The 15,446-nt window shown below is 61.3% G+C and carries 14 protein-coding genes; 5 read left to right on the forward strand and 9 right to left on the reverse strand.

The window, feature by feature from the left end; translation table 11 throughout:
- Positions 1-10: 10 nt before the first annotated feature.
- Both leuA and BA011_RS13540 read right to left on the reverse strand, forming a co-directional pair.
- Positions 11-1,762 (reverse strand): 2-isopropylmalate synthase, encoded by a 1,752-nt coding sequence (gene leuA / locus BA011_RS13535; RefSeq protein ID WP_065280846.1) that lies wholly within the window; start codon positions 1,760-1,762, stop codon positions 11-13.
- Positions 1,763-2,190: 428 nt separating this feature from the next.
- Complete coding sequence (locus tag BA011_RS13540) at positions 2,191-3,420, reverse strand: benzoate/H(+) symporter BenE family transporter (RefSeq protein WP_065280847.1); 1,230 nt, start codon at positions 3,418-3,420, stop codon at positions 2,191-2,193.
- A gap of 181 nt (positions 3,421-3,601) precedes the next feature.
- On the opposite strand from BA011_RS13540, the gene BA011_RS13545 reads away from it, so the two are divergent.
- Positions 3,602-4,387 carry an SDR family oxidoreductase gene (locus BA011_RS13545; protein ID WP_065280848.1) on the forward strand — a complete coding sequence of 262 codons (786 nt, stop codon included), beginning with the start codon at positions 3,602-3,604 and terminating at the stop codon, positions 4,385-4,387.
- 189 nt (positions 4,388-4,576) lie between these two features.
- Here the strand turns inward: BA011_RS13545 and BA011_RS13550 are convergent, their stop codons facing one another.
- Positions 4,577-5,161 (reverse strand): ATP-dependent Clp protease proteolytic subunit, encoded by a 585-nt coding sequence (locus BA011_RS13550; protein ID WP_003561390.1) that lies wholly within the window; start codon positions 5,159-5,161, stop codon positions 4,577-4,579.
- Positions 5,162-5,392: 231 nt separating this feature from the next.
- On the opposite strand from BA011_RS13550, the gene BA011_RS13555 reads away from it, so the two are divergent.
- Positions 5,393-6,175 carry a DUF2076 domain-containing protein gene (locus tag BA011_RS13555; RefSeq protein WP_065280849.1) on the forward strand — a complete coding sequence of 261 codons (783 nt, stop codon included), beginning with the start codon at positions 5,393-5,395 and terminating at the stop codon, positions 6,173-6,175.
- A gap of 132 nt (positions 6,176-6,307) precedes the next feature.
- On the opposite strand, the gene queF is transcribed toward BA011_RS13555, so the two are convergent.
- From queF to BA011_RS13585, 6 genes are all read right to left on the reverse strand, one after another.
- Entirely contained in the window at positions 6,308-6,772 is a 465-nt protein-coding gene (gene queF, locus BA011_RS13560) for a preQ(1) synthase (RefSeq protein ID WP_029873256.1), read from the reverse strand.
- Positions 6,772-7,686 (reverse strand): CDF family cation efflux transporter EmfA, encoded by a 915-nt coding sequence (emfA, locus tag BA011_RS13565; RefSeq protein WP_065280850.1) that lies wholly within the window; start codon positions 7,684-7,686, stop codon positions 6,772-6,774. Before emfA ends, queF begins: the two co-directional genes overlap by 1 nt.
- A 154-nt stretch (positions 7,687-7,840) precedes the next feature.
- Entirely contained in the window at positions 7,841-8,512 is a 672-nt protein-coding gene (locus tag BA011_RS13570; protein ID WP_027664085.1) for a DUF2161 domain-containing phosphodiesterase, read from the reverse strand.
- 15 nt (positions 8,513-8,527) lie between these two features.
- The gene (locus tag BA011_RS13575) at positions 8,528-8,767 is read right to left on the reverse strand and encodes a hypothetical protein (RefSeq protein WP_017961519.1); all 240 of its coding nucleotides are present in this window, start codon (positions 8,765-8,767) and stop codon (positions 8,528-8,530) included.
- Between the two features lie 127 nt (positions 8,768-8,894).
- Positions 8,895-11,084 (reverse strand): anthranilate synthase, encoded by a 2,190-nt coding sequence (locus tag BA011_RS13580; RefSeq protein ID WP_065280851.1) that lies wholly within the window; start codon positions 11,082-11,084, stop codon positions 8,895-8,897.
- A gap of 264 nt (positions 11,085-11,348) precedes the next feature.
- Entirely contained in the window at positions 11,349-13,607 is a 2,259-nt protein-coding gene (locus BA011_RS13585) for a TonB-dependent hemoglobin/transferrin/lactoferrin family receptor (protein ID WP_065280852.1), read from the reverse strand.
- Positions 13,608-13,813: 206 nt separating this feature from the next.
- On the opposite strand from BA011_RS13585, the gene BA011_RS13590 reads away from it, so the two are divergent.
- From BA011_RS13590 to BA011_RS13600, 3 genes are read left to right on the forward strand one after another with little or no spacing between them, the layout of a single operon-like run.
- A complete protein-coding gene (locus BA011_RS13590) occupies positions 13,814-14,824 on the forward strand; it encodes an extensin family protein (protein WP_065280853.1) in 1,011 nt (336 codons plus the stop codon).
- A complete protein-coding gene (locus tag BA011_RS13595; RefSeq protein WP_237352479.1) occupies positions 14,802-15,155 on the forward strand; it encodes a CopG family ribbon-helix-helix protein in 354 nt (117 codons plus the stop codon). Before BA011_RS13590 ends, BA011_RS13595 begins: the two co-directional genes overlap by 23 nt.
- Positions 15,152-15,442, forward strand: a complete 291-nt coding sequence (locus tag BA011_RS13600) for a type II toxin-antitoxin system RelE/ParE family toxin (protein WP_065280855.1) — start codon at positions 15,152-15,154, stop codon at positions 15,440-15,442. The genes BA011_RS13595 and BA011_RS13600 overlap by 4 nt, the downstream gene beginning before the upstream one ends.
- Positions 15,443-15,446 lie beyond the last annotated feature (4 nt).

Here is a 15,446-nt window from a genome sequence, read left to right on the forward strand (position 1 = left end):
CCTTCCGAAATCAGGCCTTGCCGGCCTTCACGTCGAGCACGCGGTTAGCGGCCGAGACGATCGCTTCCAGCGATGCCGCGACGATGTTGGTATTGATGCCGGCGCCGAAGAGTTTGCCGCCGGGATAGGAGGTCTCGACATAGGAGATCGCCGCCGCGTTCGAGCCATGCTGGAGCGAATGCTCGGAATAGTCCTCGACCGACATCTCGATGCCGAGATACTGCGACAGCGCATTGATGAAGCCGTCGATCGGACCGTTGCCGCGCCCTTCGATGCGCTTGATCTCCCCATTGTCGGTGATCTCGGCTGCGACGATCCGCTGGCCCTTGTGCTCGGTGTCGGGATAGGTGTGATGGTCGATGAAGCGCAGGCGGCCCTCCGGCTGCGTCACGTAGCGCTCGATGAAGCGGTCGTAGATGCGCCGGGACGGAAGCTCCTTGCCCTCTACGTCGGTGATGCGCTGGATATCCTCGCGGAATTCCACCTGCAGGTTGCGCGGCAGGTTCAGCCCGTAATCCTGCTGCAGGATATAGGCGATGCCGCCCTTGCCGGACTGAGAGTTGATGCGGATGATCGCCTCGTAGGAACGACCGACATCGCGCGGATCGATCGGCAGGTACGGGACCTCCCACACGGGATGGTTAGCGACCTGTGCTGCCTTCATGCCCTTGTTGATCGCATCCTGATGCGAGCCGGAGAAGGCCGTATAGACCAGCTCACCGACATAGGGATGACGCTCGCCGATCGCCATCTGGTTCGAATATTCGAACACTTCCTTGATGCGTTCGATATTCGAGCAGTCGATCTCGGGATCGACGCCTTGCGTGAACATGTTCAGCGCCATCGTCACCATGTCGACATTGCCGGTACGCTCGCCATTGCCGAACAACGTGCCTTCGACGCGGTCGGCGCCTGCCAGCAGTGCCAGTTCGGCAGCAGCAATGCCGGTGCCGCGGTCGTTATGCGGATGCAGCGAAACGATCAGGTTCTCGCGATTGTCGAGGTTGCGGCACATCCATTCAATCTGGTCGGCATAGACGTTCGGCGTCGCCATCTCGACGGTGGACGGCAGGTTGATGATCAGCTTGTTGTCGGGCGTCGGCTTGACGACCTCGATGACGGCATTGCAGATCTCCAGCGCCACATCGAGTTCCGTGCCGGTAAAGCTCTCCGGGGAATATTCGAAACGGTAACCGCCGCCGGCCTTCGTGGCCATATCGGTGATCATCTTGGCGGCATCGACGGCGATCTGCTTGATGCCTTGCACATCCTTGGCGAAGACGACGCGGCGCTGCAACTCGCTGGTCGAGTTGTAGAAGTGCACGATCGGCCGGTTTGCGCCTTCCAGCGCTTCGAAGGTGCGGGTGATGAGTTCCGGGCGGCACTGCACCAGCACCTGCAGGGAGACGTCGTCGGGCACATTGCGCTCCTCCACGCACCAGCGGGCGAAGTCGAAATCGGTCTGCGAAGCCGAGGGGAAACCGATCTCGATTTCCTTGAAGCCCATCTCGATCAGCAGGTGGAACATGCGCGCCTTGCGATCATGGCCCATCGGGTCGACGAGCGCCTGGTTGCCGTCGCGCAGGTCGACCGAGCACCAGACCGGTGCCTTGGTAATGGTCTTCGTCGGCCATGTGCGGTCGGGAATGTTCACCTGCGGATAGGCCCGGTATTTCACTGCGGCGTCGGGCATGCCTTTTGCGGGGCTCATCTCGCTCTTGGAGGCCATCTTATCTCGGGGGGATTGCGTCTTCGCGTCCATCGTGTCGTCTCCTCGTCCCGGCATTTGCCCGCTCTTAGCCGATCACGTCGGGCTTGGCGATAAACAAATGCGGACCTTGTCGGTCGTTAGGTCAATTTTGAAAGTGAGTCGCGAGGAGCGATGGCCGGGCGGGCTTTCGGCCGCCGGGCGCTCCTCAAAGGACCCGGCAACCGCGCGTAAGGCCGAGGAGAAGAAGCGAGGTCAGGGCGCGCGAGACGTCACGCAGGGCGATGCGGCCGCGTGCAATCGTGTCAGAAATTCTGGCGCCAGTGGTCTTCATGACCGCGCTTATAGCCTCGGACGGTAAAGCTGGCAAGTCCTTGCCCGCTTTTGGTCGTCGCCAACGGTCGACGAACTGCCAGCCTATTGCCGGCGGAGGTGCCTGAAAGCGCCAGGATCCGGCATTTGGAGAGTACAACGACCCTCCGTTACCTCGACTGAGCCCGGGCTTTCCAAATCTTCACCAGCCGCGACAGCGCCAGCATCAGCCCACCGGCGATCAGGCCCCAGAAGGCGCCGGAAATACCGCCGAAGGAAACGCCGGAGGCGGTGACGAGGAAGGTGATTGCCGCCGCCTCGCGCGAGTCAGGCGCCTGGAAAGCCGACATTGCCGAGGACGAGAAGGCGCCGACCAGCGCCAACCCCGCCACCGCCTCGATCAGGATCGGAGGCGCGAGCGCGACGAAGGCCGTCACCGCGCCGGCGAGCAACCCGAGGATGATATAACCGACGCCGGCGATCAGGGACGCCCAATAGCGCCGCTTCGGATCGGCATGGGCATCCTGTCCAGCGCACATCGCCGCGGTGATTGCCGCCAGATTGACGGCGTGGCCGCCGAACGGCGCCGAGAGCAGCGAGAAAAAGCCGGTGACGGCAAAGAGCGGACCGGGCTTCGGATCGTAGTGATTGACCTTCAGCACCGCGATACCCGGAATGTTCTGCGAGGCCATGGTGACGATGAAGAGCGGCAACGCGATCGAGACGAGGCCGGCAAGATTGAACACCGGCCGGACGATCTCCGCCGTCGGCACCAGTGATTGTTCCAACGAACCCAGCGCACCGTCATGGATATCGACGCCGAAGGCGAGCACCAGCACGAAAGCCGCAAGTGCTGCCGGCACCGCCCAGAGCCGCTTGAAGGCGCCGACGACGATCCAGGCGAGAACGATCGGCAGACCGAGCAGCGGATTGAAGCCGATTGCCTTCACCGGCGCGAAGCAGAGGCCGAGCAGCACGCCAGCAAGCATCGCATTGGCGAGCGGCGCCGGAATGGCAGCAACCGCCCGGCCGAGCGGCTTGAACAGCCCGGCGACGATGATCAGCGCAGCACAGATCAGGAATGCTCCGACCGCCGCATTGAAGCCGCCCTCGATCGTCCCGGTGCTTGCCAGCAGTGCCGCACCCGGTGTCGACCAGGCGATGCTGACCGGCAATCGGGTCACCGCACTCAGCACGATCGCGCAGATGCCCATGGAAATTGACAATGCCATCAACCCCGAAGCCGCCTGTACCTCCGTCGCGCCGACCGCCTGCAGCCCGTGCAGCACGACGGCAAAGGAGGACGCGGAACCGACGAAGGCGGTCAGCAGCCCCATGAACAGGGCCTGGACGGAAAAATCTTTGAGCATGGCGGGACTCGAGCTGCGCGAATGGCGCATGGAGCATGATGGTTGCCGCAGGCGCAAGCCCGGATTGACGGCATTCGGTTCGCTGCTCACCGATAGAGCGTCATCTGGATTCGAGCGTCACCCGCGCGGAGAAAGTGCCACAACAAACGCCTTTGCGCTCGGCCGGTACGCGCATAGATTAATCTCCATTCCGTGAGCCGAGGGATGCACGATGACCGACGAAGCACGAACGATTCTCGTTACCGGGGCGACCGGAGGCATTGGTACGGCAGTCTGCCATCAGCTCGCTGCAAGCGGGTATTCGCTTGTTCTGGCCGCCCGCGACGAGACGAAACTGAAAACGCTTTCCAATGAGTTGACCGGCGACGGTCATGTCTGGATGCAGCTGGACATGACGAACGATCAGTCAATCCGTCAATTCGGGGAAGAGCTCGCGGCAAGACGCATCACTCTGGACGGCGTCGTGCTGATGCCGCCGCAAGCCCACAGCACCAATGACCCGATGCCGGGCGCAGACGCCTGGCGGGCGCTGTTTCAGAATTGCTTCATCGGACCTCTGGACGTCCTGAAGGCAGCGATCGACCGGATGAACCCAGAACCGGTCAACGGTCGCCGGGCAAAGATCGTCATCATATCGGGAATATCGTCTGCGCAAGTACTTGGGCACTACGCCACCTCGAACGTGCTGCGCTGCGCCTGGATCGGCGAGGCAAAGACATTGGCCTTCGCGCTCGGCGCCCGCGGCATTCACGTCAACACGCTTTCGCTCGGAGGCACGCTCTCTCCCTGGTATCGAGAGGGGATCGAAAAGCGCGCCGATGCCGCCGGTATCACGTTTGACCAACGCCTTGCCGAGGAAACGGCAAACGTACCTCTGGGTAAATACGGAGAACCGGCAGAGGTTGCCGTCGCTGTCGAAGGGCTCCTGTCGCACTTCTCCGATCACATGACCGGGCTGAACATCATGCATGATGGCGGGTTCACGCGCTCATACTAGAGCATGTCGCGCAAAAGTGTGCCGCGGTTTTGCGACAACGACATGCGTAAAAACAAAGACCTAAAGCGCGAGGAGCGAATCTGAAAGATCGCGACGCGCTTTAGAGCCTTTCGTGGCCCGCAATGAAATGAAACGCCCTCGCCTGCGGTCTGCAGGCAAGGGCGTTTCAATGGTGCTGGATGCGAAAACTTAGATATCGGCCTGCGACGTCACGATCCGTGAAACGAGGCCATACTCCTTCGCCTCTTCGGCCGAAAGCCAGTAGTCGCGATCCGTATCCTTATCGATCTTGTCGAGCGGCTGGCCGGTGGCCGCTGCCATGATCCTGTTCAGGCGCTCGTTCATCTTGATGATCTCGCGCGCCTGGATTTCGATGTCGGATGCCATGCCGCGCGTGCCGCCGGAGGGCTGATGCAGCAGGAAGCGCGTGTTCGGCAGGCACAGGCGCCGCTCCTTCGGAGTGGCGACATAGATCAGTGCGCCGGCCGAAGCGACCCAGCCGGTACCGATCATCCAGACCTTCGGCTTGATGAACTTGATCATGTCATGGATGGAATCGCCGGATTCGACATGGCCGCCGGGCGAATTGACATAGATACGAATGTCCTCGTCGCTGGCCGCGGCAAGCGCCACGAGCTGCGAGCAGACTTTCTGCGCCAATTCCTGATTGATCGGTCCGTAGATGAAGATCGAACGCGACTTGAAAAGATTCGCCTCCGTTTCCTTGCCGAGCGGCAGTTCCTTCGTCTTGTCGTCCTGGTCTTCGTCGTTCATTCGAACCTCTTGGAGATGAATTCGGGTTCCTCGCACATAGTGCGACTCAATGCCTAAAACAATGCGGGAAAAACACAAGGCACCGAAGCGATGGAGATATCCTTAAGAAGCCGCGCGCCGTTCTGCAAGCCTTACTGAATTGTAACGGCGAAAGGCTTTGAAAAGCCCAAATCGGTTCCTACCTCAGCCTCACGCGGCAAACGCCGTATCAGATCACTAGGAGGCAGGACAATGTCACCCGAAGAACGCCAATTGCTGACCGCCCTCTTCGACCGCGTACGCACCGCTGCAGCCACACCGCGCGACCGCGACGCCGAAGCCCTGATCGACCAGGCGACGCGCGAACAGCCCTCCGCCACCTATTATCTGGCCCAGGCCGTCATCGTTCAGGAAAAGGGGCTGGAGGCGGCTGCCAACCACATCAAGCAACTCGAAGAGCATGTCCGCCAGCTGGAAGCCGGCGAGAGCGAACACCGCCAGGCCGAACAGGGCGGCGGTTTCCTGAGCTCGATTTTCGGCAATACCCAGACGCAGCAGCCAGCCCCAGTTCCCTCGAATCCTGGCCCCTCCAATCCAGGTCCCTGGGGCCAGCAGTCCCGTGGCTATGATGATCCCCGCGGCGACGGCAATGCCCGCCAGCCGCCGCAACAGCCGTCCGGCCCCTGGACCCAGCAGGCCTCTGCGCCGTCTGCCGGCGGCAGCTTCCTGCATGGCGCCCTCGGCACGGCGGCGGGTGTCGCCGGCGGCATGCTGCTTGCCAATTCGCTGAGCGGCATCTTCGGCAACCACATGTCCTCGCTCGGCTTGGGTTCGCCCTTCGGCGCCAATCCCCTCGGCAATGCCAGCGCACCGACCGAGGAAACCGTCATCAACAATTATTACGGCAATGACGACGCCCGTCAGGCCTCCGACAACACAGCCGATGACAACGACGCCAACTTGCAGCAAGCCGATTACGACGGCGGCAGCGATTCCACCGACGACTCGTCCGGCGACGATGTTACGGATGTGTGAGATCTAGCGGCCGGAGAATGGGCAGCGGTTGATATTGCCGCACCGTCGCCCGGCCCTTCGCTCTAAGCTCAGGGCGTTCGCCGCTGCAATCGATTCACTGGATCGATTGCTCGGGCTGCGCCCGACCGCGGCTCACCCACGGCCGCGGTAGGTGGCAACGCCTTGTTCCGGCAGCCACACGCCCTCCGGCGGCTTGCCCGTTTGCCAGAAGACGTCGATCGGAATGCCGCCGCGCGGATACCAGTAGGCGCCGATCCTGAGCCATCTGGGATCGAGCAGCTCGACGATGCGCTTGGCGATGTAGATCGAGCAATCCTCGTGGAAAGCGCCGTGATTGCGGAAGGAATGCAGGAAGAGCTTCAGCGACTTCGATTCCACCAGCCATTCGCCCGGAATGTAGTCGATGACGATATGGGCGAAATCCGGTTGCCCGGTCATTGGGCAGAGCGAGGTGAATTCCGGCGCGGTGAAGCGCACGACGTAATCGGTGCCGGCATGGTTGGACGGCACTTTCTCAAGCACTGCCTCCTCCGGCGATTGCGCGGTTTCGGTCTGCTGACCCAGCATCGACAAGCTGGAAACATCGGTACTCGGCATTATGCCTCCTTGACGACTTTGACGCGGATGCCGTGAGCCTTTTCGCCCTCCGGCTCCACATGAATTGCGATAGTGGCGCCCTCGTGCACCGCCCTGATGGCATCCTCAAGGCGGTCGCATATATCATGTGCCTGCCGTACGGACATGCCCCCAGGCACCACCATGTGGAAATCGATGAAGGTGACGGTGCCTGCCCGCCTGGTTTTCAGGTCATGCACGCCGATCGAGCCCTCCGCGTGGGTGGCAATCGCCTGCTTGATCGCCTCCTCCTCCTGCGGTTCGACCGCCTGGTCCATCAGCCCGCCGATCGATTGCGAGATCACCTTCCAACCCTGATAGAGGATGTTGACGGCAACGAGAATGGCAAGCACCGGATCGAAGATCGCATAACCCGTTGCCAGCGCCAGCAGCAGGCCGACAAGCACGCCGACGGAGGTCACCACATCCGACATGATATGCTGCCCGTCCGCCGAAAGCGCCGCCGAGCGGTGCTTGCGCCCGGTCCGGATCAGCAGCCGCGCCCAGATCGCATTGATGACGCCGGCCGCGAAATTGATCGCAAGACCGAGCACCGGTGCATCTAGCATGCGCGGCTCGGAGAGGTAACCGACCGCCTCGTTGACGATCAGCAGCGCGGCGACGACGATCAGCACGCCCTCGGTGACGGCAGACAGATATTCCGCCTTGTGATGACCGAAGGGATGGTCGTGATCGGCCGGCTTCTGCGCATAGCGGATGACGAAGAAGGCGATGAAGGCGGCAACGACGTTGACTGACGATTCGAGCCCGTCCGACAGCAGCGCCACCGACCCGGTCACCCACCAGGCCACCATCTTCAGCCCCATGACGCCGAGCGACAGCGGAATCCCCCACATCGCCAGCTTGCGAACCGTAAGATCGCCGTTGTCACTCATATCGTTCCCCTGCGGTTGCGAATGAATTGCAGAATTCAAGCCGTTGAAACGCAAAACCGCCCACGCGAATGTCGCGCAGGCGGTTCAGTAGATGGTGATATGGGGGAAGACGGCGGATTTGTCAAAGGGCAATGAGGTTCGCCTTCCGCGTGGCTCAAGGAGCAGGCTCGGAGAGAATAGTCTGCGGCCAGCGCAAGAGTGCCGCCTGCCCTGCAGGCGTCAGGGCGTAGACACCCTTCTCCTTGCGTTCGAACCATCCGTAGACGTTGTCGAGCAGGATTCGGCCGGCATTGGGCACCTGCGCCTTCATATCCCGCGGCCGCCCGACCCCACGCTCGATTGCGGCGGCACAGAGCAGCACCTGCTGACGATAGGCGGTCATGATTGGCGCCCGCGTGCTGCCGCCGACGGCGGGATCGCCGTGGCGGCGCTGATGCTCCTTGACGAGGCGCGTGCGCCGCTTGGGATTGGTTCGCGGCATCGGCGAGACGGAGCTGACGATGATGCTGACCTCGCCGGCATCGGAGACGCCGAGCATGCCGATGCCGAGCCTGCGGCAGAGATCGCGATAGCGTTTGTCGGTCTCCCGCCCCCGACCCTTGGCGGAGACGCGGGCCGCGATCCAGACCTCATCGCTCATTGCCGCGCGGTCGACCGCTTGGAGAACAAGCTCGAGATTGAAGGAGAGCTTGAGTTCGCAGACCACCACGACCGGCGGCTCGGCATCGCTGAGGCCCACGAGATCGCACCCGCCGACCTCACCCTTCACGACATAACCCGCCGCCTCCAGGAAAGCTTTGACCGGCAGGTAGAGCGATGTCTCCATATTGAAAACCGCGCCTCAGGCGGCGTTGAGATCGGCAATCTCACCGTATTTTGCAAGCAATCGCGGCGACGACATATCCCCGGTTTCCTCATCGACGATCACGGCATAAGCCGCCACGCCGACGAAACGTTCCGACATCGCCGATGCGATTTTCTCCGCGCTGACGGAGTTCGATGCCTGGCGCATTTCGCCGGGGACGAGATTGCCGCGGTTCTTGCGGTAAGGGAGAACGATGAACTTTTCAGCATTGGCCACGTCGAATATCCCGATTGATCGTTCCTGAAATGTTCTGATTTGCCTGAAGAAGTCAACCGGCCTTTCGAAAACGACCTGCCGCTCCCCGCAGTCGGGGAAAGGGCAGGCCGAATAACCGTCGAAATCCTCAGGCAGCTTTCGTCTTCACCTTGCGCGCCAGATGCGCCACGACATTTTCGATCATCCGCATCCCGGCATCGCCACCGAGCGTCATGATCGACTCCGGATGGAACTGCACTGCGGCGATCGGTTCCTTGGCGTGTTCGATGCCCATGATCGTGCCGTCGTCGCTTTCCGCCGTGATGATGAACTCACGCGGCAGCGTCGAGGGATCGGCGAAGATCGAGTGGTAGCGGCCGACCGTCACCTCCTTGGCAAGGCCGGAGAAGACGATGCCCGGCTCCAGCACGCGGATGCGCGAGGGCTTGCCGTGCATCGGCAGCGCCAAATGGCGCAGTTCCCCGCCATAGGCTTCGGCGAGCGCCTGCAGACCGAGGCAAACGCCGAAGATCGGCAGGTTGCGCGCCCGCGCCTTCTTGATCGTCGCCTTGCAGTCGAAATCCTTGGGCGTTCCGGGTCCCGGCGACAGCACGACGAGGTCCGGGTTCAGCCGGTCGAAGATTTCCTCCGGCACCGGCGTACGCACGGTCGAAACCGTCGCCCCCGTCTGGCGGAAGTAATTGGCGAGCGTGTGGACGAAGCTGTCTTCGTGATCGACGAGCAGGATGCTGACGCCCTTGCCGACGCTCGCAACGTCGCGCTGGATCCTGCCGGAATTGCCCGTCTTGGCGTCTCGGATGGCGGAAAGCATGGCAGAGGCCTTCAGTTCTGTTTCGGCTTCTTCTTCGTCAGGAATGGAATCGTTGAGCAGCGTCGCACCGGCGCGCACCTCGGCGATACCATCCTTGATGCGCACGGTGCGCAGCGTCAGGCCGGTGTTCATGTCGCCGTTGAAGCCGACCATGCCGATTGCTCCACCATACCATGCGCGTGGGCTCTTTTCATGGCTCTCGATGAAGCGCATCGCCCAGAGCTTCGGGGCGCCGGTGACGGTGACGGCCCAGGCGTGGCTGAGGAAACCGTCGAAAGCGTCCATGTCGTCGCGCAGCCGCCCTTCGATATGGTCGACCGTGTGGATAAGGCGCGAATACATCTCGATCTGCCGGCGGCCGATCACCTTGACCGAACCCGGCTCGCAGACCCGGCTTTTGTCGTTGCGGTCGACATCCGAGCACATGGTGAGCTCGGACTCGTCCTTCTTGGAATTCAGGAGCTTCAGGATCTGCTCGCTGTCGGCGATCGGGTCGTCGCCACGCTTGATCGTGCCCGAAATCGGGCAGGTCTCGATGCGACGGCCGGAAACGCGCACGAACATTTCGGGCGAGGCGCCGACCAGATATTCCTGATGGCCGAGATTGATGAAGAAGGAATAAGGCGACGGATTGATCGCCTTCAGCCGCTTTGAAATGTCGGACGGCTTGCTGTCGCAGCGCTCCATGAATTTCTGCCCGGGCACGACTTCGAAAAGGTCGCCCTTGCGGAAACTTTCCTTCGCCTTGGTGACGAGCTCGGCATATTCGCCCGGCCGGTGATCGCTCTTCGGCGGAATGGCATCCGTGTGATTGAAGGGCTCCGCTGCGATATCTTGGGCCTTGCCCTCGGTCGTCACGCCGTCTTTTTCGAAGTCGTAACGGTCGATCCAGGCCTTGGCGGCGTAGTTGTCGACAACGAGGATCTCGTCCGGCAGGTAGAGCACCATGTCGCGCTGGTCGGAGGGTCGCGTCAGCTTCAGTTCGATCGCGTCGAACTGGAAGGCGATGTCGTATCCGAAGGCGCCGTAGAACCCGAGGCTCGCATCCGCCTGCGAATAAAACAGGTCGGTGACGGCGCGCAGCACGGTGAAGACCGTCGGCATCTTCGAACGTTCTTCCTCGGTGAACACCCGGTCCGGCGTCTTGACGGTGAGGTCGAGTCGGCGGGCCGAGGAAGCGCCGAGCACGATGTCGGACACGGTCTTCAGCCGCTCGGTCACGAAGCCGAGGATCACCTCGCCGCGTTCATTATAGGCCTCGATCCAGACGTCGCGCCCGAAGGAAGAGATGCCGAGCGGCGGATCGACGACGGCGGTATCCCAGCGCGTATAGCGGCCCGGATATTCGTAGTTCGACGAAAACACCGCGCCGCGGCGCTCATCGAGCTTGTCGATATAGGAAGAGACCGCATCGCCGTAGGGGATCGCCCGCCGCTGCCGCGTGACGGATATGCCGCCCTTGGTCTCGTAGATTTCCGCACCATCATCCCGCAGGATCGTTACCATTGTTCCACTCCGTTATCGGGGCCTGGACGACAGGCGGCCATAAACAAAAAAAGCCGCCTCGAAGTTTCGGGCGGCTCACTCGTCGTCTTTGGACACGATTGGTCGAGGCCGCCTTAGCGAACCCACCACCAAACAGCAATGTTCAAGGACTTGATCATGGGAAAATTGTTAGCTTGAGATCAGCGATTGCGCAAGAGGCGAATGCGGAATGAAAAGGGCGGCCCGAAAGCCGCCCCCTCCCCAGCCTTGAAGGCGTGATCGCGATCAGAAAGTCTTGGTGATCGAGACCTTAAACGTACGGCCCGGCTCCGAATACCACTCCCGCGGCTGGGACGCCGTCGCCGAGCTCAGATTGACCTCGCGCACAGCGAGCGCGTTGTAATGTTCCTGATCAAAAATGTTGTAGACGCCTGCCTGCACGCGCAGGCCCGGCACCTGTTCCGGCGTCCACCAGCCAGTCAGGTCGACGATTGCGTAGCCGGGCGCATCGAAGGTCGTGTCGCTGGTGTTGCTGACGGGCGTATCGAGATGGTCGGTGAGCATGCCGGCCGACAGCGTCGAGGAAAGGTCGAAGCCGAAAGTCTCGTTGCTCCAGCCGCCGCCGACGATTGCCTTGAACGGCGCTACTGAGCGCAGGCGCTGTGTGGTTTCTTCATTCCTACCGTAAGCATAGGCAAGTGAAGCGTGCAGGTTGATGCCGTTGTTGAACGTTTTGACGGCGCTGGCTTCGATACCCGAGATCGTAGCAGCTGCTACGTTCGTGTAATTGAACTCCGTGAAGCCGGTCACATCCCTTGTCGCCACTGTCTCGATAAAGTTCTGGTAGCGGGTGTGGAAAGCTGCAATCCGACCGGTGAAATCGCCCGTATCGAAATTGGCACCGACCTCGATGCCGCGGCCGATTTCCGGGTCCAGATCGGGATTACCGAGCTGGGCGTAGCGGCCCGTCGGGTTGTAGAAGCGGCTATAGAGTTCGTCCACGGTGGGTGCGCGGAAGCCGACTGCCAGCTGCATGTAGAGCTGCACGTCCGGTGTCACGTCGTATGTCGCAAGAATCTTCGGTGACAGGCCGGCTTCCGTTCGGTCGTTCAGGTCCCCGAAACGGGTAAGCCCGGTATTGCTTGCGAAACTCCCGCCGGTCGAGGGATTGTAGTTGAACCAGTCAAAGCGGAAGCCGGGTGTCAGCGCGAAGCCGGTATTGCCGATTTCGATCTTATCTTCGACAACAAGCCCAAAATTCTGGCTGTCGACATTGGGCACTTCCGCCTGATTGTTCAGCGACGGGCAGGTCGTCGATGTCGGGCAAAGGGCCCAGCTATACTGGCTCCAGCTCGAAACGCCGAAGTCAAGGCCCACCCGAACGGAGTGGCTGAGACCGGAATATTCGAAGTCCTTCGTTGCCGTGCCACTGAAGCCCCAGGTTTCGTTTTCAATCTCGTTGTTACGTCCATAGGCCACATTGGCGGTCGTACGGCCCCTGCTGCCGGCTTCCTTCTTCAAATCCAGCCAATAGAGCGTGGCACGCGCACTGCTGAAGAACGCGTCGGAGGACTGCGCTTCATAATCATAATCGAGCGATACACGATCGCGATCACGCAGCTCGCGACCGTCATAATTGTCGATCATGAAGTTGCGAGGACTGGTGCCTCCCTGGAGTTGGCGCAGGTCGGTCTTGAGATCGCGGCGGAATCGTTCCGCTGTCAAGCCGATGCGATGGCCACCTTCCAGCTCCTGGCGCAGTTTGAAGAGCAGGCTGTTCTGATCGAAATCAGCCGGATTCGCCTCGGTGCGAAGAGCACCGTGGCTGTCGTTGTCGCCCATATTGTCGCGTTCATGGCCCTTGCGGTAGCCACCCTGAAACAGGATCGACGTGTTGCCGATCTTCTTGGCAGCGGCGGCCGAGCCGGAAATGCTGCGGTCTTCGCTGTCATAGGTCGACTTGACGATCGCACCCCAATCCCGGCCTTCGGGAATAAGATCCTCCGGCTCCAGCGTATTGAGAACGATGGCGCCGCCGAGCATGCCGGAACCGCCCTTGCTCGAATCCGCGCCGCGCACGATATCGAGCGAAGACAGTGAATCGAAATCGAAGGTGTCGCCGCCGCCGTTGGCGTTGGCCGGCGCAAAGGCGCCCTGGCGCGAGCTGTTCGAAATGTAAGGTATCGGAATGCCGTCGATGGTGGTCAGGATGCGAGCACCGGAAAGGCCACGCAGGTTGAAGCCTGCGTCACCACGCGAATAATTCACGCCTGCATCGACGCTGCGCCCGATATCGTCAAAATTGGTGACCTGCTTTTCTTCGAGCTGCTTCGCGGTGATCTCGGTCGCAAGCGGCGTGTCGGCGACGCTGCCCGGCGCCACGCGTTTGCCCTTGACGACGATCTTCTGCAGGACAGTGCTGTCCTCCGCGGTGGCTTGCGGCGTGGTGGCCGGAGCGCTTTGCGCGAAAGACTGCGAAACGGGAAGAACAACTGTGGCTGCCGTGCAGACCAATAGAACCGAACGCCAATGCCGGACGATCATAACCTACCCTCTCATGATGATTACCGGGCTGGCTGGTCGTGGCGTGTCGCACGCTCGAGGGGCTGGCTGGGCTTTTGCGGATGAAGACGAAGTAGAACTCCGCCTTCTTTTTGCCGCATAAAAAACATGACGAGCGTTGTCAACATAAGTCGCCGGTTTATGTTGAATATTCGTCAAGTTTAGCGAACTTCAGTGACGTTGCACAATTGCAACGAAAAACGCCCTCATGCGTTGTCTTTAGCCACGGATATGAGGAATCGGACGCGTTGAGAAAACTTTCGACATTGGCGATCCTTCTCGCCGCAACCGCCTTTCTTGCCGGCGCCCGCCTGCCCCCGCGAGGCCCGATGCCCGAACCTCGGCCAGATGCCGGACAGGCGACCAGCCCCACCTCCCCCTCTTCGGAAAAGGCGCAACCGCCCGCGCCTGAAGAGGTCCCGGCCCCGCAGCCGAAACCCGATGTAAAGAATCCGGAGGAACCGGCATCAAGCCGGCCGCCAGCGCCGCAGGCCGCACCTTCAAAGCCCGGGCCGGCAGAGCCGATGCAAGGTCCGCCGCTGCCGCCGGGCAGCCCCGAAAGCTCGCAGCCGCCGGAAGAAGCTAAGCCACCCGGCGAGCAGACACTTGAAGAGCAAAACCTGACGATCGAACCCGAAAGCGATGCCGAGCATGCCGAATGCACGGCCGCCCTTCAGTCCCTGGGCGTCGTCTTCAAGGACACGCCGCGCATCGACGACGGCAACGGTTGCGGCATCGACAAGCCGATCATCGTCTCTGAAGCCCTGCCCGGCATCAAGCTGAAGCCGGAGGCGACGATCCGCTGCCCGGCGGCACTCGCCCTTGCCCGCTGGATGAAGGACAGCGTCATCCCCGCTGCCTCCGCCGCCCTGCCGGAGCAGGGCCGCATCACCACCGTCAACCAGGCGACGTCCTATATGTGCCGCCTGCGCAACGGCGCCGGAACCGGCAAGGTCTCCGAACATGCCCGCGGCAACGCCATCGATATTGCGAGCTTCCACTTCGAAAAGGGCGAGGATGTCGCCGTCCGCTCCCGCCGCGAGGATTCGACCCTCACCGCCGCCTTCCAGCGCACCGTCAGCGCCGCCGGCTGCCTCTACTTCACCACCGTCCTCGACCCCGAAAGCGACGCCGCCCACGAAACCCATTTCCATCTCGACATCATCGAGAGGAAGGGTGGCTATCGTTATTGCCATTAGTTATTTCCAAGAATTGCGATTCCCGCTTGAATCGGGATATCCAACCACTAAACTTCGGCACGAAGGAACCGGCGGAGTGCCTACCATGACCTTGTTGAGCTTCCAGATGAAAGATTCCACAGTTTCCCGTCTGGATCGCCTAGCCGAAAGGCGAAAGCTTTCGTCGGCCGAAATCGCAGCCGTCGCGATCGAAGAATTCATCGAACGGGAGGAATGGCAACTCTCCGAGATCGAGGCTGCCGTTCGCGAAGCCGAGCAAAGTGACTTCGCCTCCGATGAGGAGGTCGCCGCAATCCTGTCAAAATATATCGGCAGCCCTTCTGGAAAATGAGCCTGCGTATCAAATGGAGCCGCAGAGCGCTTGCCCGCCTTGATCATATCGGCGCTTACATCGCCCGTCACGATCAAGGCGCCGCAGGGAGGGTCATCGCCCGTATCCAATCCATCGTGGAGACACTGCCAGATTATCCGTTGATGGGAAAAGTCGGTCGTGTCGCAGGGACAAGGGAAATGGTGCTAAGCGACATTCCCTATATTGTCGCATATCGCGCTAAAGAAAACGAAATTGAAATTCTAACCATCTTGCATACATCTCTGCGGTGGCCGAAGAGCTTCTGAAGCC

It is taken from the genome of Rhizobium leguminosarum (assembly GCF_001679785.1).
GTDB classification, from domain to species: Bacteria; Pseudomonadota; Alphaproteobacteria; order Rhizobiales; family Rhizobiaceae; genus Rhizobium; species Rhizobium leguminosarum_R.